The sequence below is a fragment of the Caldifarcimen microaerophilum genome (assembly GCF_055387105.1).
The window spans coordinates 25,013-51,609 of record NZ_AP038914.1; the positions used below are offsets into that span (position 1 = coordinate 25,013).

General features: G+C 61.3%; 26 protein-coding genes and 1 pseudogene. 15 read left to right on the forward strand and 12 right to left on the reverse strand.

The features are described from left to right. A complete protein-coding gene (locus AC6HU3_RS00150) occupies positions 1 to 786 on the reverse strand; it encodes a hypothetical protein (protein WP_497473787.1) in 786 nt (261 codons plus the stop codon). Further along, positions 786 to 1,784 carry a DUF6754 domain-containing protein gene (locus AC6HU3_RS00155; protein ID WP_497473788.1) on the reverse strand — a complete coding sequence of 333 codons (999 nt, stop codon included), beginning with the start codon at positions 1,782 to 1,784 and terminating at the stop codon, positions 786 to 788. The genes AC6HU3_RS00150 and AC6HU3_RS00155 overlap by 1 nt, the downstream gene beginning before the upstream one ends. Before the next feature lie 77 nt (positions 1,785 to 1,861). Between AC6HU3_RS00155 and recF the strand changes: the two genes are divergently transcribed. From recF to AC6HU3_RS00200, 9 genes are all read left to right on the forward strand, one after another. Next, complete coding sequence (gene recF / locus AC6HU3_RS00160) at positions 1,862 to 2,899, forward strand: DNA replication/repair protein RecF (RefSeq protein ID WP_497473789.1); 1,038 nt, start codon at positions 1,862 to 1,864, stop codon at positions 2,897 to 2,899. Next, complete coding sequence (locus tag AC6HU3_RS00165; RefSeq protein WP_497473790.1) at positions 2,896 to 3,189, forward strand: hypothetical protein; 294 nt, start codon at positions 2,896 to 2,898, stop codon at positions 3,187 to 3,189. The genes recF and AC6HU3_RS00165 overlap by 4 nt, the downstream gene beginning before the upstream one ends. After that, the gene (gene gyrB, locus AC6HU3_RS00170) at positions 3,186 to 5,075 is read left to right on the forward strand and encodes a DNA topoisomerase (ATP-hydrolyzing) subunit B (protein WP_497473791.1); all 1,890 of its coding nucleotides are present in this window, start codon (positions 3,186 to 3,188) and stop codon (positions 5,073 to 5,075) included. Before AC6HU3_RS00165 ends, gyrB begins: the two co-directional genes overlap by 4 nt. A gap of 15 nt (positions 5,076 to 5,090) precedes the next feature. Next, a complete protein-coding gene (locus AC6HU3_RS00175; RefSeq protein ID WP_497473792.1) occupies positions 5,091 to 6,287 on the forward strand; it encodes a thiamine pyrophosphate-dependent dehydrogenase E1 component subunit alpha in 1,197 nt (398 codons plus the stop codon). Position 6,288: 1 nt separating this feature from the next. Further along, positions 6,289 to 7,266, forward strand: coding sequence for an alpha-ketoacid dehydrogenase subunit beta (locus tag AC6HU3_RS00180; protein WP_497473793.1), 978 nt, complete (start codon positions 6,289 to 6,291; stop codon positions 7,264 to 7,266). Between the two features lie 10 nt (positions 7,267 to 7,276). After that, positions 7,277 to 8,599, forward strand: a complete 1,323-nt coding sequence (locus AC6HU3_RS00185) for a dihydrolipoamide acetyltransferase family protein (RefSeq protein ID WP_497473794.1) — start codon at positions 7,277 to 7,279, stop codon at positions 8,597 to 8,599. An 86-nt stretch (positions 8,600 to 8,685) separates the two neighbouring features. Beyond that, on the forward strand, positions 8,686 to 9,624 hold the full coding sequence (locus AC6HU3_RS00190) for a polyprenyl synthetase family protein (protein WP_497473795.1): 939 nt from the start codon (positions 8,686 to 8,688) through the stop codon (positions 9,622 to 9,624). Between the two features lie 9 nt (positions 9,625 to 9,633). Further along, complete coding sequence (locus AC6HU3_RS00195) at positions 9,634 to 10,596, forward strand: GWxTD domain-containing protein (protein ID WP_497536321.1); 963 nt, start codon at positions 9,634 to 9,636, stop codon at positions 10,594 to 10,596. Further along, positions 10,593 to 10,958, forward strand: a complete 366-nt coding sequence (locus tag AC6HU3_RS00200) for a YraN family protein (RefSeq protein ID WP_497473796.1) — start codon at positions 10,593 to 10,595, stop codon at positions 10,956 to 10,958. Before AC6HU3_RS00195 ends, AC6HU3_RS00200 begins: the two co-directional genes overlap by 4 nt. Before the next feature lie 4 nt (positions 10,959 to 10,962). Here the strand turns inward: AC6HU3_RS00200 and AC6HU3_RS00205 are convergent, their stop codons facing one another. Further along, positions 10,963 to 12,021: an N-acetylmuramoyl-L-alanine amidase family protein gene (locus AC6HU3_RS00205; RefSeq protein WP_497473797.1), complete on the reverse strand. Its 1,059-nt coding sequence runs from the start codon at positions 12,019 to 12,021 to the stop codon at positions 10,963 to 10,965. Between the two features lie 119 nt (positions 12,022 to 12,140). On the opposite strand from AC6HU3_RS00205, the pseudogene AC6HU3_RS00210 reads away from it, so the two are divergent. Then, positions 12,141 to 12,683: pseudogene (locus tag AC6HU3_RS00210) on the forward strand (ABC transporter substrate-binding protein); the annotation flags it as partial. A 64-nt stretch (positions 12,684 to 12,747) separates the two neighbouring features. Then, complete coding sequence (locus AC6HU3_RS00215; RefSeq protein WP_497473798.1) at positions 12,748 to 12,897, forward strand: hypothetical protein; 150 nt, start codon at positions 12,748 to 12,750, stop codon at positions 12,895 to 12,897. A gap of 50 nt (positions 12,898 to 12,947) precedes the next feature. Here AC6HU3_RS00215 and tpx read toward each other — a convergent pair whose 3' ends face one another. From tpx to queA, 9 genes are all read right to left on the reverse strand, one after another. Continuing rightward, a complete protein-coding gene (tpx, locus tag AC6HU3_RS00220; RefSeq protein WP_497473799.1) occupies positions 12,948 to 13,454 on the reverse strand; it encodes a thiol peroxidase in 507 nt (168 codons plus the stop codon). A gap of 250 nt (positions 13,455 to 13,704) precedes the next feature. Then, positions 13,705 to 14,751, reverse strand: coding sequence for a GGDEF domain-containing protein (locus AC6HU3_RS00225; protein WP_497473800.1), 1,047 nt, complete (start codon positions 14,749 to 14,751; stop codon positions 13,705 to 13,707). Positions 14,752 to 14,783: 32 nt separating this feature from the next. Continuing rightward, positions 14,784 to 16,088 carry a short-chain fatty acid transporter gene (locus tag AC6HU3_RS00230; protein ID WP_497473801.1) on the reverse strand — a complete coding sequence of 435 codons (1,305 nt, stop codon included), beginning with the start codon at positions 16,086 to 16,088 and terminating at the stop codon, positions 14,784 to 14,786. Then, the gene (gene panB, locus AC6HU3_RS00235) at positions 16,088 to 16,864 is read right to left on the reverse strand and encodes a 3-methyl-2-oxobutanoate hydroxymethyltransferase (protein WP_497473802.1); all 777 of its coding nucleotides are present in this window, start codon (positions 16,862 to 16,864) and stop codon (positions 16,088 to 16,090) included. The genes AC6HU3_RS00230 and panB overlap by 1 nt, the downstream gene beginning before the upstream one ends. Continuing rightward, on the reverse strand, positions 16,861 to 17,310 hold the full coding sequence (locus AC6HU3_RS00240) for a nucleoside deaminase (RefSeq protein WP_497473803.1): 450 nt from the start codon (positions 17,308 to 17,310) through the stop codon (positions 16,861 to 16,863). The genes panB and AC6HU3_RS00240 overlap by 4 nt, the downstream gene beginning before the upstream one ends. A gap of 1 nt (position 17,311) precedes the next feature. After that, on the reverse strand, positions 17,312 to 18,565 hold the full coding sequence (locus AC6HU3_RS00245; RefSeq protein ID WP_497473804.1) for a S8 family peptidase: 1,254 nt from the start codon (positions 18,563 to 18,565) through the stop codon (positions 17,312 to 17,314). Then, positions 18,562 to 19,224 carry a Crp/Fnr family transcriptional regulator gene (locus AC6HU3_RS00250; protein WP_497473805.1) on the reverse strand — a complete coding sequence of 221 codons (663 nt, stop codon included), beginning with the start codon at positions 19,222 to 19,224 and terminating at the stop codon, positions 18,562 to 18,564. Before AC6HU3_RS00250 ends, AC6HU3_RS00245 begins: the two co-directional genes overlap by 4 nt. After that, entirely contained in the window at positions 19,224 to 20,129 is a 906-nt protein-coding gene (locus AC6HU3_RS00255) for a class II fructose-bisphosphate aldolase (protein ID WP_497473806.1), read from the reverse strand. The genes AC6HU3_RS00250 and AC6HU3_RS00255 overlap by 1 nt, the downstream gene beginning before the upstream one ends. Beyond that, complete coding sequence (gene queA, locus AC6HU3_RS00260) at positions 20,129 to 21,187, reverse strand: tRNA preQ1(34) S-adenosylmethionine ribosyltransferase-isomerase QueA (protein ID WP_497473807.1); 1,059 nt, start codon at positions 21,185 to 21,187, stop codon at positions 20,129 to 20,131. The genes AC6HU3_RS00255 and queA overlap by 1 nt, the downstream gene beginning before the upstream one ends. Before the next feature lie 115 nt (positions 21,188 to 21,302). Between queA and uvrA the strand changes: the two genes are divergently transcribed. From uvrA to fabD, 4 genes are read left to right on the forward strand one after another with little or no spacing between them, the layout of a single operon-like run. Next, entirely contained in the window at positions 21,303 to 24,119 is a 2,817-nt protein-coding gene (gene uvrA / locus AC6HU3_RS00265; protein WP_497536322.1) for an excinuclease ABC subunit UvrA, read from the forward strand. Positions 24,120 to 24,122: 3 nt separating this feature from the next. Further along, on the forward strand, positions 24,123 to 24,716 hold the full coding sequence (locus AC6HU3_RS00270; RefSeq protein ID WP_497473808.1) for a hypothetical protein: 594 nt from the start codon (positions 24,123 to 24,125) through the stop codon (positions 24,714 to 24,716). A gap of 47 nt (positions 24,717 to 24,763) precedes the next feature. Beyond that, positions 24,764 to 25,684, forward strand: coding sequence for a diacylglycerol/lipid kinase family protein (locus tag AC6HU3_RS00275; protein ID WP_497473809.1), 921 nt, complete (start codon positions 24,764 to 24,766; stop codon positions 25,682 to 25,684). Between the two features lie 10 nt (positions 25,685 to 25,694). After that, positions 25,695 to 26,597, forward strand: coding sequence for an ACP S-malonyltransferase (fabD, locus tag AC6HU3_RS00280; RefSeq protein WP_497473810.1), 903 nt, complete (start codon positions 25,695 to 25,697; stop codon positions 26,595 to 26,597).

Consider the following 26,597-nt stretch of genomic DNA (forward strand, 5'->3'; position numbering starts at 1 on the left):
TCATCGCAGATACCCCCGTTCCATGCCAAAGAGTACCCGGTAGCCAAAGGCAATGGACCCCAGGGCCAGTCCGAGCTCCACCCCCCGTTTGCCGGCCACCTGGGGCACCGAAACGATCCAGCCCGCAAGAGGTCCCACGGATGCTGCCAGTTTGGGAAAGGCGAAGGGCAGGAGGATGACCACGGCAAGAAGGAGGAAGAACAGGGCGGCAAGGCGTTCACCCATGCGGACGCCGGGATCGGGGGAGCGCCGCTGGTAAAGATCATATGCCAGAAGCAGGAAAAAGGCAGAAAACAGGGGAACGGCAAGGTATCCTCCAAGCGGCACCCGCCCCATCATCACAAGCCCGGCACTCACAAGGAGAAGGGTGGCCTCAAAGTTCCGGGCCCGGAAAGCCCGATAGGCGGCGGAGGCGATGAAGAAAGCGAGGAGGGAAAACATGGTGGCATCCAGCGGGACCTCAACATACCGGAAAAGCCAGAGAAAGCTGGAGTTGGGGGCAAAAGGACTGCCATACCGGACCCACGCGTACACACCCCAGGCAACTGTAATGAAAAACCCGAGGACCAGCGTGGCCGAGTAAAAGGCCTGAAAACCTCCGCGCCGGATCCGGCGAAGGTTGTGAAGGATCAGGCTGTCCACACCGAGAAGAAGGGCAAAGCCGAGGACAATGTAATACCAGCGGAGCGCCCAGAGTTCCATCTGGGGGAAGGGTTCCACATTCAGGAAGAAGGAGACGATCATCAGAAGTCCCGAAAGAAACACCAGGATGACCGGTCCCCGCATCAGCCGACCTCCAGCAGGGTTTTGAGGATGTGGATGCCCAGTCCTTCCAGGATCGAACCGGCCAGAATGGTGGCCATATAGAAGAACTTCACAAAGTCTTCTGCTTTGATGGTGGCCAGTTCATCCGGGCTTTCGGAGAGATAGGCGCTGGCCGCATAGAACTCTTCCCCGATCAGCACATAGTCGCAGGCGGCGATGAAGAAGGGGAGCTGGTCGGTGGCGGCGGTTCCGGCAATCTGAATGGCACCCACGGCGTTTCCGGTTTCCGCCATGATCAGGCTTTCGGCGTAATAGTGTCCCATGAGAAAGATGGCACCGGGGCGTTCTCGCATCATGGTGCCCGCCACCGTGGAGGCATAGCCGAACTGCTGGGTGGTGGTGAAATACACCTTGTCTTCGTCATACAGGTCCGGCCGACCGGCTTCGGTGAAGGCTTCCCGGAGGATTTCCTGCGCCGCTGCCATCACCATGGGTTCCCGGAGGGGGACGATCACGGGAAGTTCATAGAGGGCAGCCTTTTTCCCCACATATTTGAGGACGGAAAGGGCTGCGATGGTGGACAGGCTGTCAATGTCGGTCATGCCGGGGATGAAGAGGACGGGACGGCCCATTTCCGTGCTGCGTCCCACCGCATCGTCCAGCGCTTTGAGTCCCGCGATGGGGCGCAACCAGGGTTTCTGCCCCGAACGGGCCAGCTGGACCTGCCAGAAATACAGCCCTCCAAAAAACAGGAGAAAGGCCAGAACGGGCAGGCGCTCGGTGCGGACGGGTTTCGGAGGCTCCTGCTCCTCCGGCGAGGCTGTCGGTCCCTGCTGGGGGGCGGTGATGGTGGTTTCCTGAAGGACGTTGCCCGCGGAATCCAGAAGTCGATACGTGCCCGGTGTGGTGAGGAGGGATTCCGGAATGGTCTGCGTTGTGTCCGGAAGGGGGATGTGCAGGGTATCCCCCGCACGCAGGGCCAGAACTTCCATGGCAGCCACCAGGAAAACAGCCCACATGATGGCCCATAGGATACAGGCGCAGGAAAATTGTGTCAACCGTTGAAGGTTCAGGCCCCATCGGGGATAATTAGCCGATGATTCTGAAAGAACTTCGCCTTGCACAGTTCCGGGGTTTCACCCACGCTCACTTTGTTTTTGATGGGGGGATCTGGTTGATTCACGGACCGAACGGGGCTGGAAAAACGTCCCTGCTGGAAGCCATCGCCTATCTTTCGGTGCCTCGTTCCTTCCGGGGAGTGCCGGACGCCCTTCTGATCCACCGGGGGAAGGAGGGTTTTTCTCTCTCCGGCCGGGTGGAAAACGGGGGAACGCACACCCTGAAAGTGCAATACACCCTCCCCAAGGGATCCGGAAAAGAAAAGACCAAACGGGTCTGGATCAACGACAAACGGGCCCGTTCCATGCGGGAACTGTTTGAACGCTTCGTGGTCCTTTCCTTCACCCCCGAAGATCTCACGGTGCTCACGGGTCCGCGGGAACACCGCCGGCGCTTTGTGGATCGGATGATGGCCCTTTTCGAACCGGACACCTATTCCCTTCTCACCGATTATTACCGGGCCCTCAAGCAACGCAATGCCCTTTTGCGCCAGAACCGGTTCGGGACCCATGAAGAACGGGTGTTCCGGAGCCGGCTCCTGGAGCTCAGCCACGCCCTCCAGGAACGGCGGAAGGAGGTGCTGGGGCGCTGGAGCACCCACTGGCACCGGAGACGCTCCATGCTTCTTCCGGGCCTTCCCCTCCGGATGCGCTATGAACCCAGCACACCGGATCCGGATCGGGATCGCCATGCACGGACAACCACCTGGGGGGGCCACCGGGATCACTACGTGTTTCTCCTGGACGATCGGGAAATCCACACCTTTCTTTCCCACTCCGAACTCAAACTTGTGCTCCTTTCGATGTTTCTCGCGTGGGTGGATCTGTTTCGGGAGCAGGGGAGGGTTCCGGTTCTGGTGGTGGACGAACTCCTTTCCACTCTCTCCGAAGATCGCCTGCCCGCGGTTCTGGAATCCTTTGAGGCGTTGCAGTGTTTCCTCACCCACCACCAGGACCTTCCGGGGTATCCCCTGAAACGCCTGGCCCTGCATGATTGGGCGGGAGTAGCCGGATGAGAAAACTGCGGGACGTGCTCACGGAGGTCTCCAGGGCTCTTTCCCTGGAGCAGCGTCTGGCCGAAGCGGAGGTCCGGCAGGCCTTTCATCTCCTCCCGGAGTCCCGGGATCTCCGCCTGGTTTTTGTGAACTTCCGGGAGAAAACCCTGGGGCTTGCCTATCGCTATCCCGGAGATGGGGAGCGGTTCAGGTCCAGGGAGGCCCATCTTCTGCATCAGATTGAACGTCTTTCAGGCCATCGTTTTGAGCGCATCCACTGGATGCTGGACAGAAAGGGAGGCACTTCATGAGCGAACGGTACACGGCTTCGGATATTCGCGTCCTCAAAGGGCTTGAAGGGGTGCGGATGCGCCCCGCCATGTATATCGGGGACACCGGACGCCGGGGACTGCATCATCTCGTGTATGAGCTGGTGGACAACGCGGTGGACGAAGCCATCGCGGGCTTCTGCACGGAAATCCACGTTCGACTCCACGCCGACGGATCCGTTTCGGTGTCCGACAACGGCCGGGGCATCCCGGTGGATCCCCATCCAGAACTGGGAATCTCCGGTGTGGAGGTGGTGTTCACCCAGCTCCACGCGGGCGGAAAGTTTGACAAAAAGGTCTATCAGATTTCCGGTGGGCTTCACGGTGTGGGGGCCTCGGTGGTGAACGCCTTGTCTTCCTGGCTTGAGGTGGAAGTCTGCCGGGAAGGAAAGCGCTACCGTCAGCGCTATGAACGGGGCAACACGGTGACCCCGCTGGAAGAAATCGGCCCGTGTGACCGCTCCGGCACGACGGTGCGGTTTGCCCCGGATCCCGAAATCTTCCGGACCACCACCTTCGAGTTTGATATTCTGGCCGAGCGTCTCCGGGAAATCGCCTTTCTCGTGGCGGGTGTGAAAATTGTCCTCTCCGATGAGCGCTCCGGCAGAGAAGAAGTTTTCCACTATGAAGGCGGGATCCGGGAGTTTGTGGCCTATCTCAATGAGGGACGGAATCCCATCAGCGATATCTTTTATCACCGGGATCGGGCAGAGGATATTGAAATTGAGGTGGCCTTTCAGTATCACGACGGTTACACGGAAACCGTTCTCTCCTTTGTGAACACCATTCACACCATTGAAGGCGGAACCCACGTTTCCGGTTTCAGGAGCGCCCTCACCCGGGCCATCAACGACTACGGACGCAAATCCGGACTTCTGAAGAATCACTCCCTGGAAGGGGAAGACGTGCGGGAGGGGATCACGGCCATTATCCATGTCAAGGTCCCCCACCCGCAGTTCGAAGGGCAGACCAAGACCAAACTGGGCAATTCCCATGTGAAGGGCCTGGTGGAATCCAGCCTGTTTGAAGCCCTCACTCGCTATTTTGAAGACCACCCGAAGGAAGCGGACCGGATTCTGAAGAAGGCTCTGGATGCCTCCCGGGCCCGGGAAGCCGCACGGAAAGCCCGGGAACTCACCCGCCGCAAGAGCTTCCTGGATTCCGACAGTCTGCCCGGGAAGCTGGCCGACTGCATTTCCCGAGATCCCCACGAGAGCGAGATCTTCCTGGTGGAGGGGGAATCCGCCGGCGGTTCGGCCAAGCAGGGCCGGAACCGGGAGTTTCAGGCCATCCTGCCCCTCCGGGGGAAGATCCTGAACGTGGAAAAGGCCCGGCTGGACAAGGCCCTGTCCAACGAGGAGATCCGGACGATTGTGAGCGCCCTGGGAACAGGGATTCTGGACGAGTGCGATCCGTCCAAAAGCCGGTATGGCAAGATCATCATCATGACGGATGCCGACGTGGATGGCGCCCACATCCGGACCCTTCTCCTCACCCTGTTCTACCGGTTTCTCCGCCCCCTTGTGGAACAGGGGCTCGTGTATATCGCCCAGCCACCCCTGTACCGGATTCAGAAGGGGAAAAAGGTGTTCTATGCGTATTCGGACGAGGAAAAGGACCGTATTCTCGCGGAGCTGGGTGGAGAGAAGGGGGTGCACATTCAGCGCTATAAGGGTCTCGGGGAGATGAACCCGGAGCAGCTGTGGGAGACCACCATGAACCCGGACACGCGGGTGCTCCGCCGGGTCACGGTGGAAGATGCGGCAGAGGCCGACCGGCTTTTCTCCATTCTGATGGGGGAAAAGGTGGAACCTCGCCGTGCTTTCATTGAAAAACACGCGAGAGAAGTTCAGGAACTGGACGTCTAAACCAGGGAGGTGGGGATGAGTCCCAGAAAAACCCGAAGCAAGAAAGTTGCTGTGGGCAAGGAGGTCCTCCAGAAAGCGCTGGACCTCACGCCCTTTACGGATGAACCCCTGCGGTTCATCGACGAGGACGGCCATCCCGTGGCCGATTTTTCCCTGTCCGATGTGGGGCTGGACGAGGCCACGGCGGTCCAGATCTACGAGGATATGGTGCTCACCCGGGAAATCGACCGGATGGCCTGGGTGCTGGTCCGGCAGGGCAAGGCGTTCTTCCACATCTCCACCACCGGCCACGAGGGGATCTTCGTTCCGCAGCTTCACACCCTGAAAGACGAGGACTGGGTGGCGCCCTTCTACCGGATGCCGGCTTCCCTTCATGTCCGGGGGATCAAGGTGGAAGAGATTTTTGCCCAGTATCTGGGGACCCGGCTGGATCCCCTGAAGGGGCGTCAGATGCCCGGCCACCTCGGTCACCCGGATCACAAGCTGTTCGCTCACGGAAGCGGGGTGGGGTCCCAGTTTGCCGTGGCCATCGGGATTGCCCGGGCCCTGCAGTATCGCGGAAAGGGCATGTGCATTGCCTATGGTGGAGACGGTGCCACCTCCGAAGGCCATTTCCACTCCCTCATGAACTTTGCCGGGGTGTTCAACCTTCCCGTGGTGGTTACGGTGGTGAACAACCAGTATGCCATCTCCGTGCCCCGGTCCCGCCAGACCGCGTCAAAAACCATCGCCATCAAAGCCATGGCCTATGGATTTGACGGCTATCTCCTGGACGGGAACGACCCCATCGTGATGTTTTACGCCACACAGAAGCTGGCCGAGAAGGCCCGTTCCGGTGAGGGGCCGTCTCTGATCGAGGCCCTGACCTATCGGCTGGATCCCCACTCTTCGGCCGACGACGACAAACGCTATCGTACGGAAGACGAGGTGAAATACTGGTGGGAGCACGACACCCTGAAGCGGATGCGGACCTTCCTGGAAGACATGGGCCTCTGGGACCAGGATCGGGAGGAGGCCCTCCGCGAACGGGTGAAGACCCAGATTGACGAAGCGGTCACGAAAGCGGAAGAAGCCGGACTGCCCGACTGGGAAGAACTCTTCACCGACGTGTTTGCCGGGGAAACCCCCTGGCACCTCCTGGAGGAAAAGCATCTCCTTGCGGAAGAACTCAAAGAGCGTCCTCTCCACAATCCCCTGAAAGGAGGTCACTGAGATGCCCACCATGACCCTTGCACAGGCCCTTCGGAATGCCCTGGACCTTGCCCTGGAACGGGATGACCGGGTGATGATCTTTGGGGAGGATGTGGGAAAGCGTGGGGGCGTGTTCACCATCACCGACGGCCTTCAGGATAAATACGGCGAGATGCGGGTGTTTGACACCCCTCTGGATGAGCTGGGAATTCTCGGCATGGGGGTGGGTCTTGCGGCGGCCGGAATGCGTCCGGTGGCGGAGATCCAGTTCATTGACTACATCTGGCCCGGATTTGACGCCCTGTATTCCGAGGCGGCCAAACTCCGCTTTCGCTCCGGCGGGCGGTTCTCCGTGCCCCTCGTGGTGCGTTCCCCCTACGGTGGGCGGGTGAAAGGCGGTCTCTACCACTCTCAGAGTCCGGAGACCATCTTTGTCCACACCGCCGGTCTCAAGGTGGTGATCCCCTCCAACCCCTACGATGCGAAAGGGCTTCTCCTGGCCTCCATCGCGGACGACAACCCGGTGGTGTTCCTGGAGCACAAGCGGATGTATTTCATGGCGAAAGGGGAGGTGCCGGAGGGATATTACGAAGAACCCATCGGCAAGGCCAAGGTGGTGCGGGAAGGTTCGGACGTCACGATCCTGGCCTATGGCATGATGGTGCTGGACAGCCTGGAAGCGGCGAAAACGCTGGAAAAGGAAGGGATTTCGGCCGAGGTGATCGACCTCCGGTCCCTCATGCCCTATGACGGGGAAGCCATTCTCAATTCGGTGGCCAAAACGGGGCATCTCGTCACGGTGCACGAGGCTCCCCGCACCCTCGGGTTTGCCTCGGAAGTGGCGGCGTTTGTGGCCGAACGGGCCATTGAATATCTGGACGGACCCATCGTGCGGGTGACCGGCTGGGATATGCCCTTTCCCTATATCCTGGAAGACGCCTACATGCCCAATCCGGTTCGGATCGTTCGGGGTGTGAAAAAGGCTCTAAACCTGCTCTGAGGAGGAAACCATGGCCAAAGTCCTTCGCCTGCCGGAGGTTGCCGAAAGCGTGGTGGAGGGGGAGATCACCCGGTGGATCAAGAAAGAAGGGGAACCGGTGGCCAAGAACGAGCCCATCGTGGAGGTGATGACGGAAAAGGTCACGGTGGAGGTTCCTTCACCCTATGAGGGCGTGGTGGCGAAAATCCTGGCGCAGGAAGGTGAGGTGGTTCCCGTTCACAAACCCATTGCGGTGATCGCCGACCCGGGAGAAGATCCTGCATCCATTGATCTCGCGGCTCTCCTGGGAGAGGAGGCTCCTCAGGCAGCGCCGGTTGCAGAAGAGAAACCCGCTCCCGAGGAAAAAGCGCCGCCCGCGCATATGCACGAGGCGGTGGCCCGCGCGGCGGAAGAAGCCACGCCTGCCCGGATGGAGGGAGGCGAGCTCAAACCGCCGAAGGTTCCCGGAAAGGTGCTGGCCACACCGGCCGCCCGGAAGGCAGCCCGGGAGCTGGGGGTGGACCTTGCGGAGGTCCCGACCACATCCCCCGTGGGCCGGATCACCAAAGGGGATGTTCTGGCCTACGCCGAAGCCCGGAAAGAAGCAGCACCGGCGCCGGCCGTATCCATGCCCGCTCCCCCGAAAGCCGAAGAAGCTGAACGGATTCCCTTCCGGGGTCTTCGTCGGGAGATCGCCCGCCGTCTCCGGGAGTCCAAGGACCACGCCGTCCACACCCTTCATGTGGACGAGGCCGACGTCACGGAGCTGGTTCGTCTGCGGGAACGCATCAAGGAACACGCCGAGGCGGAAGGGGTCAAACTCACCTATCTCCCCTTTGTGGTGAAGGCGGTGGTGGCGGCCCTCCGCAAGCATCCCTATTTCAACGCCACTGTGGACGATGAACGGGGCGAGATCGTCCTGCACAAAACCTACAACATCGGCATCGCGGTGGCAACGGATCAGGGGCTGGTCGTTCCGGTGATTCACCATGCCGAAAGCAAGACCCTGCTGGATCTGGCCCGTGAAATTCAGGACAAGGCGGATCGCGCCCGCCGGGGAGAGCTCTCCATGGAGGACGTGTCGGGCGGGACTTTCTCCATCACCAACATCGGATCCATCGGCGGGCTTTTTTCCTTCCCGGTGATCAACTATCCTCAGGTGGCCATCCTGGGTCTCCACAGCATCAAGAAGCGCCCGGTGGTCCTTCCCAATGGCGATGTAGCGGTGCGGGATATGGTCTATCTTTCCCTCGCCTTTGATCACCGGGTGGCGGATGGAGCTCAGGCAGCCCTGTTCACAAAGGAGATCATCCGTCTGCTGGAGAACCCGGATCTCCTGATCCTTTCTTCCTGAACCGGTCAAACGGGGGCGTCTGCCCCCGTTTGACCATGCTGTGAGGGCTCTTTATACTATACCGCGACGAAAACCAGGAAGGTTGCATGCTGAAAGATCTTCGTGAAATCTACGCCCCCATTGCGGGAGCCCTGGATGCGGTCAATCAGGCCATTGTGGAGATCGTGGACTCCCCCTTTCCCATCCCCCTGGAGCCCTTTTTTCAGGGAGGGAAGCGTCTCCGGCCAGCGGCGGTCCTGTTTGCCGCACGGGCCCGGGGTCCCGAGGATAACCGGGCCGTTCGGGCAGCGGCGGTGGTGGAACTCGTCCATGCCTCCTCCCTGATCCACGACGACATTGTCGACCAGGCCATCCTGCGACGGGAAGTGGAAGCCCTCAACTATGCCCACGGGGAGAGTGTGGCCGTTCTGGCAGGAGACTACGTGTTCGTCCGGGCTCTCCGGGGAGCCTATGCCCTGGGGATTCCTCCCATCATCGAAGAACTCCTCATCGTGGTTCAGGACATGGTGGTGGGGGAGTTCTGGGAGGAGATGGCCACCCGGGACCAGAACTTTACCACCGAAATGTATTACAAAATCATTGGAAAGAAAACCGCGTCCCTCTTCGCCGGGGCGCTGAAGATCGGCGGCCTGGTCCGGGGGGCGCCGGAGGACGAACTGGATGGCCTTTTCCAGACGGGTTATGCCTACGGGATGGCCTTCCAGATCCTGGATGACTGTGTGGACCTGTTCGACGAAACGGACAGCGACGCCAAGAAGGGGCGCTGGAGCCTTCCCGCATTGCTCCTTCAGGAAAAGGGGCTTGTGGATCTTGCCCGGCCCGCCATGAGCCTGGAGGAACTCCGGGACCTGACCCTCCGGGAAGGGGGGTTCCAGGAAACCCTTGAGATCGCCCGAACCTATGCCGAACAGGCGCGAGGTCAAGCTCACGCCCTTCCGCAGGACATCCGGGAGGGCATCCTTCGCTTCATCTCCACGCTGGACCTTCTGGCGGCACGGGTTGAGTCCATCCTGACACCGGGATAAAAGCCCGTGATGGGCGTGTTCCCCTATCTTGTGTGGCAGACCGCCCCCCTGCTGTGGATCTGTTTTGTCCCCCCCGATTCCTCCGCCCGGTATGAACTTCACGTGGAGGTGAACCCTGAGCGCGGGCTTCCCCGAACGCAACTCTTCGTGCATCAAACATCCGGATGGGACACCCTGTTTCTCCCTCCTTCAGCCACCTACCGGCTGAACCTTCGGGTTCTCAAGGGGGCGTTGTTGCGGGAAGCTTTCCGTGTGGATACCCTTCTCCAGGGCATGCAATCTCCGCAGGACCTTCCGGATCCCCTCCCCTGGCGGGACGATCAGCCCGCCTGTCCTCCCGAACAAGCCACGGGCATCCGGGTGGCGGGACCGCCCGAAAAACCTCTGAAGGTGACCTTTCTCACCCCCTGGGGTGACACGCTGGAGGCGTTTTCCCTCATTCTTACCGACGGGGACACAGTCCTTCCCCGCCCCGACCACGCGGTGTTCCACGTTCAGGTGGAAGGCCCGGGTCGACGGAAGGGCCACGGGATCTTTCACCTTCGCCCGCCGGATCTCCTGGATCTCCTCACCTCCCGGGAAGCAGAGGAGGTGGTCCGGCTGTTCGGGGATGACCGGACGGCGGAACGGTTTTCATCGCTGGATGCGGAAGCTCGCCGTGCCCTTCTGGATTCTCTTCTTGCACCCTTTGACCCCGATCCCGCCACGCCCCGGAACGAATTCCTGGACACGTTGAAAACCCGCATCCGGATGGCCCGGGAGCGCTTTCGTGAAGGGATGAAACGGGGGCTTGAAACGGATCGGGGGCGGGTGTTCGTGCGGTATGGCCCACCCCGGGAGGTGGAGGAAACGGTGGACCCTCTCACGCGGCAGGTTCTGCTCATCTGGCACTATCCGGAGGAGGGGATTGCAGCTGTCTTTGTGAAGGTGGACTGGACCACCTATGTCCTCCTGGAAATCCGACCGGAATGAAGAACCGGCGAAAGGAACGGGGGGCAAAAGGCGAGGCACTGGCGGCCCGTTATCTTGAATCTCAAGGATACAAACTCCTGGCCCGGAACGTTCGGTATCCCTTTGGCGAGCTGGATCTCGTGTGTCTTCATCCCGTGCGGGGACTGGTGGCGGTAGAGGTCCGATCCCTGGATCCCCGGATGGGGTTTCACCCTGCCGAGAGTCTGGGGCCCCGGAAGCGGAGGCGTCTGGAACGGGCGCTTCAGGCCTTTCTGATGCGCCATCCAGAGTATCAGAACCTTCCCCTGCACCTGGACGTGATCACGGTGGTGTGGGAGGACCCGCCCCGGGTGGAACACCTTCCGGACGGGTTTGGCTATTGACCCCTCAGTGTCTGCCGTTCTTTTCAGCGTAGAGCCGGATATAGCGCAAAAGTCCCCGGGCAATCCCCTGAGCGACCTTGTCCTGAAAGGAAGGACTGGAAAGCAGGCGGGCTTCCCGGGGATTGGAGATGAAGCCCAGTTCGATGAGGACGGCGGGCATATAGGCTTTGGAGAGCACATAAAACCCCGCCTGGCGGACCCGCCGGTCCGGCTGACGGGTGCTTCCCAGGATGGTTTCGTGGAGAGTGACGGCAAGGTCCTGGGACTGGACCAGAAAGGCGTTCTGGGCAAGATCGGAAAGAATCCCCTTGAGCACGTCCTGCAGGATCTCTTCATCCTCCACCTCATACCGCAACGCACCGTTCTCAAAGTTGGCCACCGCACGGGCCCATTTCGTTTTGGCCTCCGAGAGGAAATACGTCTCCAGCCCCCGCACCTTCCGGTTCCGGGCGTAGTTGCAGTGGATGGACACAAAGAGATCAGCGCCCCACCGGTTGGCGATCTCTCCCCGCTTGGCCAGAGGGACAAACACGTCCCGGGTCCGGGTAAGGCGGACCTCCAGGTCGGGCGCCCACTTCTTGAGGTAATACGCCACCTTCTTGGCCACCTGCAGCGTGATGGTTTTCTCCCGCACGCCTCCCCAGCCGATGGCGCCGGGATCCTTTCCCCCGTGTCCGGGGTCAAGGACAATGCGGCGAATGGGATGATGGGGACGGGGGGGAGACCGGGACGGTGTGCCGTGCCGGTAGATCCAGATGGCGATCCCCCCCTTCACCGGATGAATGCGGACCCGGAAGTTGTCGTGGGGAAGGGTGAAGGTGAAGGTGGTGGACCAGGAAGAGGTCTTCACATCGATCCGGGACAGAAGGGGCCAGTCACGGCGAACTTTTAGCGGACCTTTGTAGGATGTTCCGTCGAACCGAACGGTGAAGGTGTTGCCGGATCGGGAAAAGTGCCAGGGATACCGCTGATCCCATTTCAGTTCAAACAGCACGGTGTCCTGGTAATTCTTGAGGCGCGCGACCTGAAGTGTCCCGATGAGAGCGAGAAAAATAAAGGCCATATCATAAACGTACAGGCACGGACGGGGTTTGTCAAGGGTCGGGGGCCGATTTTTCTGGCCGCATCCCGTACAATGCGGTCTCACTTGATGTTTCACGCCGGTTTCCCTATGCTCCTTCCATGCGCATCGTGGCGCTGGCGGCCGAAGCCGTGGATATTCTCCACCATCTGGATGCCCTGGAGACCCTGGTGGGGGTGAGCCGGTACGCCCCTCTTCCTCCCGGGGTCCAGATCCCTGTCGTGGGCGGATTTGCTTCCGTTCACCTCGAGGAAATCCTGAACCTTCAGCCCGATCTCGTTCTCCTCACATCCGACGTGCAGATTCCCATTGCCCGCGACCTGGTTCGTCAGGGACTGCCGGTCCTCCACCTTTTTCCGAAGCGCCTGAGGGATCTCTTTCGTCATATCCGCTGGATCGGCGGCCTGGTGGGACGCTCGTCGGAGGCTGAAGCTCTGACCCGTCGTCTTCAAACCGTCCTCGAGCAGCACCACAACATCTGTCCTCCCCTCCGGATTTTCTGGGAGGAATGGCCCGACCCCCTGGTGTATGCAAGCGGATGGCTGATGGATCTTGTGGAATGGGTGGGTGGCGTGGACGTGTTTCCGGAACTCAGGACGCGCTTTCGGGCATCGGAACGGGTGATTCAGCCGGAAGAAGTGGTTTCGCGCGACCCCGAGGTGATTTTGTTTTCCTGGTGCGGGCGGCCAGGGAAGACAGAAGACGATTTTGAAACGACCCGGATGGGAGAACATTTCCGCGGTTCGGCACCATCGGGTGGTGGAACTTCCCTCCGAGCTCTATCTTCAGGTGGGACCTTCCCTGATCGTTCAGGGATTGCCCCTCCTTGTGGAGGTGTTGCGGGAAGTGTCATCATAAAAAAACGCCGCAGGATTCCCCGCGGCGCCGATGGTTTTTCAAAGAACGGTTCAGAGGAGATTTTTCAGAAAATTCAGAACGTCGTCATAATCCGGTTCATCGGTGATCTCCGGGACGATCTGGCGATACACCACCTTCCCCGTGGGATCCACCACGAAAATCGTGCGGGCAAGCAGCCCCCGAAGGGGTCCTTCCTGGATGATCACGCCGTATTTCCGACCGAAGTCCCGGTTCCGGAAGTCGGACGCCACCGTAAGGTTCTCAATTCCCTCCGTGGAGCAGAACCGTGCCGCCGCAAAGGGAAGGTCCATGGAAATCACCACGGCGTCCACGGGAAGATCCGCGAGTTTCTCGTTGAACTTCCGGGTTTCGGTGGCACACACGGAGGTGTCCAGGGAGGGCACCGTGATCAGCACCTGCACCTTTTCTTTCGCCCCCCCCACCTGAAGATCCTCAAGGTCTTTCGTGGTGACCGTGGCCACCGGGGCCAGATCTCCCACCTCCACGAGTTTGTCCCCACCGATGGCGACGGGATTCCCTTTGAGTGTGACCTGCATGCTGCGCCTCCTTTTCTTGACCTGTTCAGTCAACTTCAAGGATATGCCTTTCAGGGTGTTTCATCAAGGTGATGTTCTGATCTCCGGACATAAATTCAGACACCCCCACCCCGACCCTCCCCCATCAAGGGGGAGGGAGTGAGCATCCATTCACGGTTTCGGAATATCTTCTCCCCTCCCCTGGTGGGAGGGGCTGGGGGAGGGGGAAAATGTCCGAACTTCAGGATCTTGGTCCGGATAAAGGCAGAAGTCAGTCCGAAACGACGGTATTGCGGCGCCTTTTGGCACGATAGAGGGCGCGGTCTGCCCGGCGGAGGAGGTCAAAGAGATCCCGATCCCGCGCGGGATCCCGCTCGGCCCCCCCGATGCTCACCTGGATGGGGATGCCCACATCCAGCGTTCTCAACGCTTCCTGAATGCGGTAGGCAATGCGGTTCGCCTGCGCCCGGGACGTATCCGGAAGAAGGACCACGAATTCGTCGCCCCCATACCGACCGATCACATCCGACTCCCGGAGCGTCCTTCGTAGCGTGCGGGCAATCTCCACAAGCACCCGATCCCCCGCAAGATGTCCGAGGGTGTCGTTGACCTCTTTGAAGTTGTCCACATCCAGGATCAGGAGGGACAGAGGCCGTCCGGTCCGTTCCGCCCGGGCCCATTCATCCCGGGCACGGTCAAAGAACCCCCGCCGGTTGAACACGCGGGTGAGATCGTCCAGAAAGGCGAGTTCCTGAAGTCTCTCATACATCCGTGCAAGGACAACCGCATTGGCAGCCCGGCGGGCAAGGATCTGCAGAAAATCCCAATCTTCCTGAGAAAGGCGCCGGGGTTCTCGAAACAGGGCATAAAGCACCCCCAGGGCCTCATCCCTCCACAGGAGGGGATAACCCACAAAACCCCGCAGACCCCGGGCGGCCAGTCGGGGATTGGGGACATGTTGTTCTTCCTGTGTAACATCCGGGACAAAAAAGGGGTTTCGGTGTTTGAGGATCCATGCGGTGGCACCCTCCGGGCGGGTTTGCTCGATCACGTCTTCCGGGCGTTCTCCCGGAACCGTCGTGGCCGCAGCCGAAATCTTTCCCGTTTGGGGATCCACAAGAAGAATGCTTGCACCCCCGTTCGCAGGAAGGTACCGCGCCGTGACCTCCACAATTCGATTCAGAGCCGACTGAATATCCTCAGGGCGTTCCAGAAAGGTCATCTCCGCAAGGACGGCCAGTCGCTCCCGCTGGAGTTGCCTGCGCGTGCGGGGCCGACGGACCTTTCGCCGAGGAGGGGGACGCTGTTCAGCACCCATCCGGCCTCAAACCCCACGCATTCACCGTCCCATCATCCCGTCGTCCACCAGCCCAGCACCCCACACCACAGCGTCCAGATCCCACCGGCCACAGCCAGGGACACAAGGGTATAGGCCATCATCTTACGGGCTGGGAGGCGGACCATCCCCAGAAGAGGCAGGGCCCAGAAGGGCTGGATCATGTTGGTCCAGGCATCCCCCCAGGCAATGGCCATGGCCGTGACCACCGGATCGGCCCCGATGCGACGGGCAGCTTCCATGGCCACCGGCCCCTGGACCACCCACTGACCTCCTCCTGAAGGAACAAAGAAGTTGATGAGACCGGCCGTGTAAAACTGAAGGAGATAGAACAGCTGCGCGGGCGCGGTGTTCGCAATCCATCCGGCGATTTTCGCACCCAGTCCGGACTGGATGAGCACCCCCTGGATGCCTCCATACAGCGGAAACTGGAGAAGAATCCCCGCCACCGCGGGTGTGGCAAGAGCGATCGCCCGGCCATACCGCAGGGCGGATCCGTGAAGGGCCATCCCCAGAAGAAGGAAAAGCAGAATCACCACGTTCAGATTCAGCCCTCCTCCATGGCGCCAGTGATAAACAAGATACATGGCTCCAAAGAGGACAAGCAGACCCTGAAGCGACGCACCCACCCTGTCCCGGAAAGGAGGAAGAACATTCGTATCAGGGACCTCATCGGAGGGCATCGCTTCCTCCACGGACAGCGCACGAGCCCATCGGCTGAGGGCCCACAGGGACACGACCAGGACGAGCACGGCAGAAACCAGGTTCCACCAGGCGAAAATGGTGGTGCGGATGGGGGCCACAAAACCAAACACCCGTTCCAGTTCGTTCTGGGGAAGTCCCGGTGTGGCGATGGTGAGCGGAATGGATCCCGAAAGCCCGGAATGCCACACGAGGAAACCGGTGTAGCCCGAAGCCGCAAGCAGGGGCAGGGAAATCCTTTGTTCCCGGTGCACCCGCAGGGCCAGAATCCCCCCCACCACCAGCCCCAGTCCCCACTGGATCCAGGAGGCGACCCCGGATGCGAGCCCCACAAGCCACACGGCCTGAACGGGGGTGCGGGGAAGGGAAGCGAGACGCCGGAGCAGGCGGTCCACCGGGGGGCTCAGGGCCAGGGCATAGCCCGTGACCAGAATCAGGGCCATCTGGGTGGTGAAGGTGAAGATCCGGGAAAACCCCTCTCCCCAGAACCGGGCAAGGTCCACTATTCCCCACGGCGTGCCCACCCAGGCGGCGAAAATGGAAAGAAGGGAAAGTCCCAGGGCCAGGACATAGGGATCCGGATAACGTTTCTCAAGAAACTGCAGAAACCGGTTCATCACGCCGGGAACCGTCCTTCCCGAACTTCTCCAATATACCGCGCCACCGCCTCCTTCACCAGGTTCGCCCCGTCCAGATAGGCCTTTGCAAAGGGAGGGCGAAAATGGGAAAGTCCCAGCATATCCTGAAGGACCAGCACCTGACCGTCACAGGATGGACCGCTTCCGATCCCGATGGTGGGGATATCCAGGGCTTCCGTCACCGCTTTTGCAGCCTCCTGATTGATGTTCTCCAGCACAAGGGCAAAAATCCCGGCATCCTGCAGGCGCCGGGCTTCGTCCACGAGGCGACGGGTTTCTTCCTCATCATACACGATTTTCCGGTATCCTCCCAGCGCCCGCACCTTCTGGGGCTGAAGGCCCAGATGTCCCATCACCGGAATCCCGACGGACACCAGTCGCTCAATCACGGGAAGGATTTCCGCTCCACCTTCCAGTTTTACCGCATCGGCGCCCAGCCGAAGAAAGGCGCCGGCGTTCCGCACCGCTTCCTCCACGCTCACCTGATAGGAGAGAAAGGGCATGTCCCCCACCACCATGGCCCTCTCCACCCCCCGTGCCACAATCTCCGTGTGATAGAGCATGTGGTCCATGGTCACCGGGTGGGTGGTGGCATGCCCCTGCACCACCATGCCCACCGAATCCCCCACCAGGATCACGTCAATCCCCGCTTCGTCCAGGAGGCGGGCAAAGGTGTAGTCATAGGCGGTGAGCATGGTGATCTTCTCACCCTTTTTCTTCCTCTGCCAAAGGGTTCGAACCGTGACCTTTTTCATGACCGACGCTCCCTGAAAAACCGTTCAAGCAATGCCCTGGCTTCCTTCTCCAGCGGACCTTTCCGGAACCGGACCCGGTGGGGAAGGCGGGGGTGCTGGACCACGTTCACAAGGCTCACGAGCCCCCCGAACCGGTGGTCTTCCGTGGCGAAGACGATTTCCTTCAGCCGGGCAAGCACCGCAAGGCCGGCACACTGGATGCAGGGCTCCAGGGTTACATACAGCACGCAATCCGAAAGGCGCCAGTCACCCCGCCTCTTGCAGGCCCCCCGCACGGCCAGCATCTCCGCGTGGGCAGAAGGATCCTTCGTCGCTTCCACCCGGTTGTGGGCGGCGGCCACCACCTCGCCCCCACACACCACCACCGCACCCACCGGCACCTCTCCCTCTTCATAAGCCTTGCGGGCTTCCTGAAGAGCCTGAGCCATGAACGTCCGGTCGTCCATCTCAGGGAACCACCAGACGGACCGGAGGTTTCCCCTCCAGGTGAAGGGTGTAGATGCCGGGGGAAAGCCGGGGCACCCCCCGTCCGGAAAACACGATGCGTCCCGCGGGATCATACACCCTTTTGGACAGAAAACTCACTGTCCGGAGGTCCTCCAGCGTCCAGACCGTTCGGGACGCGAGATGGAGGCGCACGGGTGGGGAAAGGAGGAGCACGGCGTCCACCAGGCCGAATCCCGTCCGCTCATCAAATCCCGGGTCCTCCAGGTCCACCGTGGCTCTCCGCACCGCCCGGATCACCTCTGAAACCGTGGCTCCGGGATGGAGGGAAAGATACAGGGCCACGAGCCCCGTCACGTGGGGTGTGGCCATGGACGTCCCATCCGCATAGGCGCCGGCACAGTTCTGGCCGGACCCTGGAGGATCGCAGGGATAGGCGGAGAGAATCCCGGTTCCGGGGGCCACCACGTCCAGTTCAGGCCCCCAGTTGGAATAGCTCGCCCGGAACTGAAGGCTATCCATGGCGCCCACGGCGATCACGCCGGGAGATCGGGCCGGATAGTTGATGCCCCGGAGACCCTCATTTCCGGCGGCTGCCACGATCACCACGTTCCGGGACAGGGCATAGGCCACCGCCGAGTCCAGGATGGAGGCGGGCTGCGAGGTTCCCAGGGAGAGGTTGATCACGTGGACCTGCGCGGAGTCCACAAGCCAGAACATGGCCTGGACCACGATGTCCAGCGTGGTGGTGGACTGGGAAAAGGCCCGGACGGCATAAAAACGCACGCTGGGTGCAATGCCGGCCATGCCCAGCAGGTTGTGCTGTCCGATAATGGTCCCGGCCACATGGGTGCCGTGAAATTCCGAAGGGGAGGCGGGGAGGACATCCGTGTCGTCATCCACCAGATCCCGTCCCCCATCCACCTTGAGATCGGGATGGCTGTAATCCACCCCCTGGTCCACGAGTCCCACGCGAATCGCTGGATTGCCCCGGGTGATATTCCAGGCGCTGTCCATGCGGATCACCCAAAGGTCCCACTGGCTTCCGTCCTGCCACCACGGATCCACCGGAGCATACGCAAGCCGGACCTCCAGGTTGGGGTCCACCGGAATGCCCCGGGCTTTCAGGGACTCCGCCTCCTGCGGTGAGAGATCCATGAGCACCCAGCCGTGGCCGATTTCTTTCTGGATCCGCTTGGAAAAGCCCGACGGAGGGCCGTACACCAGAAAGGGCAGTGCGACGAGAAAAACGTTCATGACATCGCCTCCCGGGGGAGCAGAACCCCCTCTTTCGTGGACTGAATCACCCCTTCCTGTTCCAGGATTTTCAGGGCTCGTGACGTGGTCTCCCGGGTGAGCCCCACGAATTTCGCCAGTTCCTGGACCGTGAGCCGGGATCGCGGAATCAGTATGCCGTCCTCATGGTCTTCCCCCAGATCCCGGGCAAGGTCCTGAAGGGCCCGGGCCACCCGCCCCGCCGCGTCCCGGGCGGCCAGATAGGCAAGGTGCTGATTGGTTTCTTTCAGGCGTCTCAAAAGGGTGGCAATGAGGGAAAGAGCCACCTCGGGATGGCGGCGGATCACATGGAGGAAATCGTTCCGGTGAAGGACCAGGAGAGAGCCGGATTCCAGCGCCCTGACGCTCGCCGTACGGGGCTCGCCCAGAAGGGCCTGTTCACCGAAAACATCGCCGGGGCCGAGATAATTCAGGATGACCTCCTGATCTTCCTCCTCCGCGGTGACCTTGAAGAACCCCGATTCGATAAAATAGACCATCGTCCCCTTTTCCCCCGCCTCCACCACACAGTCTCCCCGTGAAACCCGCTTGCGGACCACATACGGCAAAAGAGCCCGGAGAAGATCTTCCGGAATGGACGCCCAGATGGGGAACTTCTGAAGGTCCTCAATCTGAACCATCACCCTTCCCCTTGCAAAACACGAATCCGATGGATGGTGACCTGTTTCATGGCCTTCCGCGCGGTCCCCAGAATGGACCGGGGGTCAAACTGTTCCGGGTGCTCGGCGAGAAACTCTCGAACGGAAGCCGTGAAGGCAAGCCGAAGATCCGTGTCGGTGTTCACCTTCCGGATGCCCCGGCGAACCGCCTCCCGGAGCATCTCATCCGGAACCCCCCGGGCCTCCTTCAGACGAGCGCCAAACCGATTCGCCTGTTCCACCAGTTCCCGGGGCACACCGGAGGCCCCGTGCAACACGAGAAAGGCGGGAACACGCCTGTGGATTTCTTCAATTCGGTCAAAATCCAGTCGGGGCTCGCCCTTGAACTTGTAGGCACCGTGAGACGTTCCCACCGCCACCGCCAGCGCATCCACGCCCGTCTCCTCCACAAACCGGACGGCTTCGTCGGGATCGGTGAAACGGGGATGCTCTCCCGTGACGTCGTCTTCCACGCCGGCAAGCACCCCCAGCTCCCCTTCCACCGTCACGCCCACCGCGTGGGCGATCTCCACCACCTTCCGGGTGAGGGCCACATTCTCCTCAAAGGGAAGATGGGAGGCGTCCATCATGACCGAGGTCCACCCATGCCGGATGGCCCACACCACGTCTTCAAGGGTTTTCCCATGGTCCAGGTGGAGGGCCATGGGAAGGGGATGAGCCCGCAGGGCTTCAAAAAGCAGCGCAGCAAAGGCTTCCCCCGCATACCGGAGGGCTTTGGGCGTGGTGGCCACGATCACCGGAACGCCGGTTTCGAGAGAGGCCTCCAGCACCGCCTGAAGGCTTTCCAGGTTATACACGTTGAACGCCCCCGCTGCAGTGTTCCGGCGGTCCATCTCCTCAAGAAGGGTCCGCATGGTCACAAGCATTACCCATCCTCCCGAAAACGAAGCCAGAGGCTTGCATCACCGTAGCTCAAAAAACGATAGCCTTCTTTCAAGGACTCATCATAAGCCCGTTTCACGAGATCCAGCCCTGCAAAGGCGGCCACCAGGGCAAGGGGGGTGGATCGGGGCTGATGGAAATTGGTGAAAATTCCGTCGAGCACCCGGAAACGGTATCCCGGATGGATGAACAACTCGGTGGAACCCCGCGCAGGTCCTTCCCCAAAAGCCCACGTCTCCAGCGCACGGGTGGCCGTCGTGCCCACCGCAACGATGGGGTTTCCGGCATCCCGGGCCTCCCGGAGGACGCCCTGCGTGGGCTCGGGAATTTCATACCACTCCGGGAGCATCCGATGGGTCTCCACCTCTTCGGTAAGAATGGGAAGGAAGGTGCCGGGTCCGACGTGAAGGGTAAGGAAGACCATGGCGATGCCCTTTTCCTGGAGACGCGCGAGAAGTTCAGAAGTGAAATGAAGGCTGGCGGTGGGGGCAGCGATGGATCCGGGGTCCTCCGCAAACACCGGTTGATACCAGTTTTCGTCATCCTTTTCAGGATCCCGACGAATATAAGGAGGAAGAGGCATTTTTCCATGCGTCTCCAGAAAGACGTCCAGGTCCAGTTCGGTCGGAAGGAGGAGGGTGAGCCACTTTCCCTTCCGCTCGGCCACTTCCAGAACTACGTCCCCCACAGAGAACCGCTGACCTTCCCGGATCTTTCCCCGCTGGAGAAGGGCCCGAACCGTGCGCACCGCCACGGCCGTGCCCCCACCCGACATCAGGTCTTCCGGGGAGGGGTCCAGGATCACCGTCACCCGTCCGCCGGTGGGTTTTTCGCCCTCAAGACGGGCTTTCACCACCCGGGAGCGGTTGAACACCAGCACCGTGCCCGGGGGAAGAATGTCCGGAAGGTCCCGAACCCGTTGGTGGCGGATGGAGCCGGTGGACACGTTCACCACCAGGAGCCGGGCCGCATCCCGTGGCTGGACGGGTTTCAGGGCAATCCGCTCGGGCGGAAGGTGATAATCCAGGGCTTCCCGTTTCACGGGTATATTATAGGCCACCCCGGATGAACAAATCTGCAAACTTCCCAACCTGAAGGTTCATCCCCGGTTCTCTATGCTTTACACATCCCACGCGGAAGGAGGTGAGACGGTGAGTGTGAAGTGGATTGTGGCCCGGGGCGTGCGGGTCCATAACCTGAAAAACATCGACGTTCGCATTCCAAGGGAAAAGTTTGTGGTGATCACGGGGCTTTCCGGGTCGGGTAAGTCCTCCCTGGCCTTTGACACCCTGTATGCGGAGGGCCAGCGCCGCTATGTGGAAAGCCTTTCCGCCTATGCCCGCCAGTTTCTGGGCATGATGGAAAAGCCCGATGTGGACCACATTGAAGGGCTCTCTCCGGCCATTGCGGTGGAACAGCGCAAAGCCGCCCGAAACCCCCGATCCACCGTGGCGACGGTCACGGAGATCTACGATTATCTCCGCCTGCTCTTTGCCCGGATCGGCAAACCCCACTGCCCCCACGATGGAACGCCCCTCAAGGCCCAGACCGTGGACGAGATCGTGGACCAGCTCCTGGCCCTTCCGGAGGGAACCCGGCTCATGATCCTTGCTCCCGTGGTTCGGGGACGCAAGGGAACCTACAGGGATCTCCTCCAGAAGATTGCACGGAAAGGGTTCCTCCGGGTCCGGGTGGACGGGGAATTTTATGAGATCGAAGAGGTCCCGGAACTGGAACGCTACAAGCAGCACACCATCGAAATCGTGGTGGACCGTCTGGTGATCCGGGAAGGCATTCGCTCCCGGCTTGCCGAAAGCGTGGAGGTCGCCCTCCGGGAAGCCGAAGGCGTGGTGACCGTCATCATCGGTGAGGAAGAGCGGACCTTTTCGGAAACCCTGATGTGCCCGGTGTGCGGGTTTTCCATGCCCGAACCGGAACCCCGGCTGTTTTCCTTCAACTCCCCGTATGGCGCCTGCCCGGTGTGCACGGGGATCGGCGTCAAGATCGAACTGGATCCGGAAGCGGTGGTCCGCCCCCATCTCTCCATCCTGACCGGAGCCATCAAGCCCTGGGGACCTCCGTCGCCCATGCTCCTGGGCAAGATCCAGCGCCTGGCCCGGACCTATGGCGTGAATCTGGAGACCCCCTGGAAAGACCTTCCGGAAGCTTTCCGCAACGTGATCCTCTATGGCACGGAGGACCCCGCCGATTTTGATCTGGACCATCCGGAACGGGACTACTGGGACTGGGAAGGCGTGCTCCCGTCGCTGTGGCGGCGGTATCACGAGACCGAGTCCGACTGGGTGCGCGGTGAGATCGAGCGCTTTATGGTGATGCACCCCTGCCCCGCCTGCAAGGGAGCCCGCCTGAAGAAAGAGGCCCTTGCTGTCAAGGTGGGCGGAAAATCCATCTGGGACGTGACCCGGATGAGCGTGGAAGAAGCCCGCACGTTCTTTGAACGCCTTGAACTTTCCGAGCGAGAACAGCTCATCGCCCGTCAGGTCATCCGGGAAATCGTTGCCCGGCTGGAGTTCCTGGAAAACGTGGGCCTGGGCTATCTCACCCTGGAACGGCCCACGGAAACACTGTCCGGGGGAGAGGATCAGCGGGTGCGCCTGGCCAGTCTCCTGGGTTCCGGCCTCACAGGGGTGCTGTATATCCTGGACGAGCCCTCCATCGGCCTTCATCCCCGGGACGTTCACCGCCTGATCCGCACCCTCCAGCGTCTCCGGGATCTGGGGAACACGGTGATCGTGGTGGAGCACGATCAGGAGACCATCGAATCCGCCGACTGGATTATCGATCTCGGCCCCGGGGCGGGGAAAGACGGAGGCCGGATCGTGGCGGAGGGCCCCGTGGAAGTTGTGAAAAACCACCCCGCTTCCCTCACCGGGCAATACCTCTCCGGCCGCCGGAGCATTCCCCTTCCGGACAAACGCAAGGAACCGGATGGACGGTATCTCATCCTGAAGGGTGTGCGCACCAACAACCTGAAAAACATCACGGTGCAGTTTCCCCTGGGCCTTCTTGTCGTGGTCACGGGAGTCTCCGGATCGGGAAAGTCGTCCCTGGTCCAGGACACGCTGTATAAAGCCCTTCGGCGTATCCTCTACGGTTCCATCGAGCCTCCCGGGCCCTATGACGAGATCCTGGGCCTGGAGCACATTGACAAGGTGATCCACATCGATCAGAGCCCCATCGGTCGCACCCCCCGATCCAACCCCGCCACCTACACCAAGGCCTTTGATCCCATCCGGGCGCTCTTTGCCTCCACGCCGGAGGCGAAGGTCCGGGGCTACAAACCCGGCCGGTTTTCCTTCAACGTGCGGGGGGGGAGGTGTGAGGCCTGCCGGGGCGACGGGTACGTCCGGATTGAGATGCAGTTTCTCCCGGATGTGTATGTGCCCTGTGAGGTGTGCAAGGGCAAACGCTATAACCGGGAAACGCTGGAAATCCGGTATAAGGGGAAAACCATTGCCGACGTCCTGGAGATGACGGTGGACGAGGCCTACGAATTTTTTGAGGCCATCCCTCAGATCGAACGGCGCCTTCGTCTTCTCAAAGAAGTGGGCCTGGGCTATCTCCAGTTGGGCCAGCCCGCGCCCACCCTTTCGGGGGGTGAGGCTCAGCGCATCAAGCTCGCGCGGGAACTTTCCAAGGTTCCCACGGGAAAAACCCTCTATATCCTGGACGAGCCCACCACAGGCCTCCATTTTGAGGACGTGCGGAAGCTTGTGGAGGTCCTTCTCCGGTTGCGAGAAGGCGGAAACACGGTGATCGTGGTGGAGCACAACCTGGACGTGATCAAGTCGGCTGACTGGGTGATTGATCTGGGCCCCGAAGGGGGAAGCGGTGGCGGCGAGGTCGTGGCGGAAGGACCTCCGGAGGAAATCGCCCGGAACCCCCGGTCCCACACGGGGCGATACCTTGCCCGGGTTCTTTCGGGGGGAGGTCTCGCCGTGAAAGGAGCGTGAGCCATGTATTCCCGTGTCGTGTGGTTTCTCTCAGGCCTTCTGCTGGGCGGACTGGCCCTGGGCTTCTTTCTTCTTCGCTCTCCGCGTTCGCCTGCGTGGCCGGATCTCCTCCCTGCCATCCGTTCCGATCTCCAGGATCGGCTGGGGTTTGTGCCTCAGCGCGTCTGGATTGAGGATACCCTGGATCTCACGGGAGATGGGGTGAAGGAGGCGCTCGTGGCCTATCAGGCCGGGGCGGCGGTGGAAGAAGTGGCCGTGTATGGGGTGCGGAAGGGCAAGCCCGTCCTTTTCTTTCGCAAACGAGAAGGTCATGAGGAGCCCATGATCCTGCGCAGGGGTGCTGGAGGGGCGGGTCGCTACGGGTTTGATTTCTGGGTTTTACCTGAGGGTGCGGTGGTGCAGGGGGGCTTTCAGGTGGAGGGCACCCCTCGGGATTCCTGCGGTGCGGTGGCGTTTCGGTGGGAGAAAGACAGGTTTCTGGCGGATCCAGCGCTCACGACTCGGGAATCGGAGCGCTATTGCCGGAAGATCTGCCTTGAACTCAAGAAAACGCCCTTCCGGGACCTCGCTGCGCCCCTGTGCTCCGGACTGGATTGATCCCCCGTTCATTGAAAGTTCTGTGCCCAGAGAGTACAATTCATGCCATGAAACTCCTCGCCATCGTGAATCCCATCGCGGGAAGCGGTCGGGTTCGTCGTCTCTGGCCCAGGATCGAAAAACTCCTCCGTCAAGCCGGTCACGCCCTCCATGCCCTGTTCACCCGTCATCCGGGGGACGCGGAGGCGCTGGCCTATGAAGCCACCGGCCAATCCTTTGACCGATTGCTGGTCGCCGGGGGGGACGGAACCCTTCATGAAGTCACAAACGGACTGGTAAGGGGTGGCGATCCCCTTCCGGAGGTGGGGCTTCTGCCCCTGGGAACGGGACGGGACGTGGGCCGGGCCTTCCGGTTTCCCCGGAAACTCCCGGAAATGGTGCGCACCGCCCTTTCTCCCGTGATCCGTCGCCTGGACCTCATGGCCCTTCGCCTGCGTTCGGATGAGGGGCCGGTGGAGCGGGTGAGCGTGAATGTGGGGGGCTTCGGATTTGACGCCCAGGTGGCCCATCGGGCCAACCGGTATTATGAGAAATTCGGCGTGCGGACCTTTGCCATCTATCTCGTGAGCGTGTTCCAGGAACTCTCCCGCCTCCCCCACTTCCGGATCCGCGGCACCGTGGACGGAGACCCCTTTGAAGCCCACTCTCCTCTCGTGGTGTTTGCTTCCGGACAATATTTCGGCGGTGGTTTCCACGTGGCGCCTCACGCCCGGATGGACGACGGCGTGTTTGAGTTGGTGTGGACCGAGCCCCTCTCCCGGCTGGAGGTGATCCGCCTTCTTCCTTCTCTGTATCGCGGAACCCATCTCGCCCATCCCAAAGTCCACACCCGCACCTTCCAGACCGCACGGTTGGAGGCCGTTCCCCGGGCGGTGGTGGAAGCCGACGGGGAAATCGTGGGCTTCACATCCATTGAGGTTTCTCCCCATCCCCTGAAACTTCCCGTAGCCGTTCCCGAAACGGTTTAAGGAGGCTCGCATGGTCTGGATGTTTCCCGGACAGGGTTCGCAAAAAGTGGGCATGGGGAAAGGCTTTCTGGAACAGGCGTGGGCACGACCCTTCGCGGAACAGGCTTCCCGCTCGGTGGGGCGAGACCTGATTCAGCTCATGCTGGAAGGCCCGGAGGACGAACTCCGGAACACCCGGTATGCCCAGCCGGCGCTTTTTCTCGTGGGATACCTGGCGGCCCGATTCCTTCTGGATCAGGGGTATGCCCCCGAGGTCGTGCTGGGACACAGCCTGGGTGAACTCACCGCCTACACGGTGGCGGGAGTCTGGACCTTTGAGGAAGGCATGGAAGCCGTGGCGCTCCGGGGACGACTCATGGCCCAGGCCAACGAAAAGGCCCCCGGTGGCATGCTCGCCGTCATCGGTGCGGATCCGGACATCCTCCGGGACGTGGTGGAGCGATCGCCGGAACCCCTGGTGATGGCCAACGAGAACGCCCCGGACCAGATCGTTCTCTCGGGAACCCATGGGGCCATCCGGTATGCACAGGAAGCCCTCCAAGGCAAAGCCCGGCGTCTCGTTCCCCTCAACGTGTCCGCGGCCTTTCACTCCCCCCTCATGAAACCGGCTGCCGAAGAGTTTGCGCGGTTTCTTTCCACCCTGACCTTTCGGAAACCCCGTTTTCCCATCGTGGTGAACCCCACGGGCGCCTGGCTGGAAGACCCCGGGGCCCTTCGGGATTCCATCCTGATCCAGCTGGAGAGCCCGGTTCGGTTCACCCGGATGATGGAAACGCTGAAGGAGCGGGGACACCTTCGGTTTGCCGAGCTGGGTGTGGGCAAAGTGCTGTGTGGCCTGGTGCGGCGCAACCTTCCGGAGGCGACCTGTGAGGTGGTGGACCGCCCTGAAGTCCCCGCGTCCTGGACGGCATAA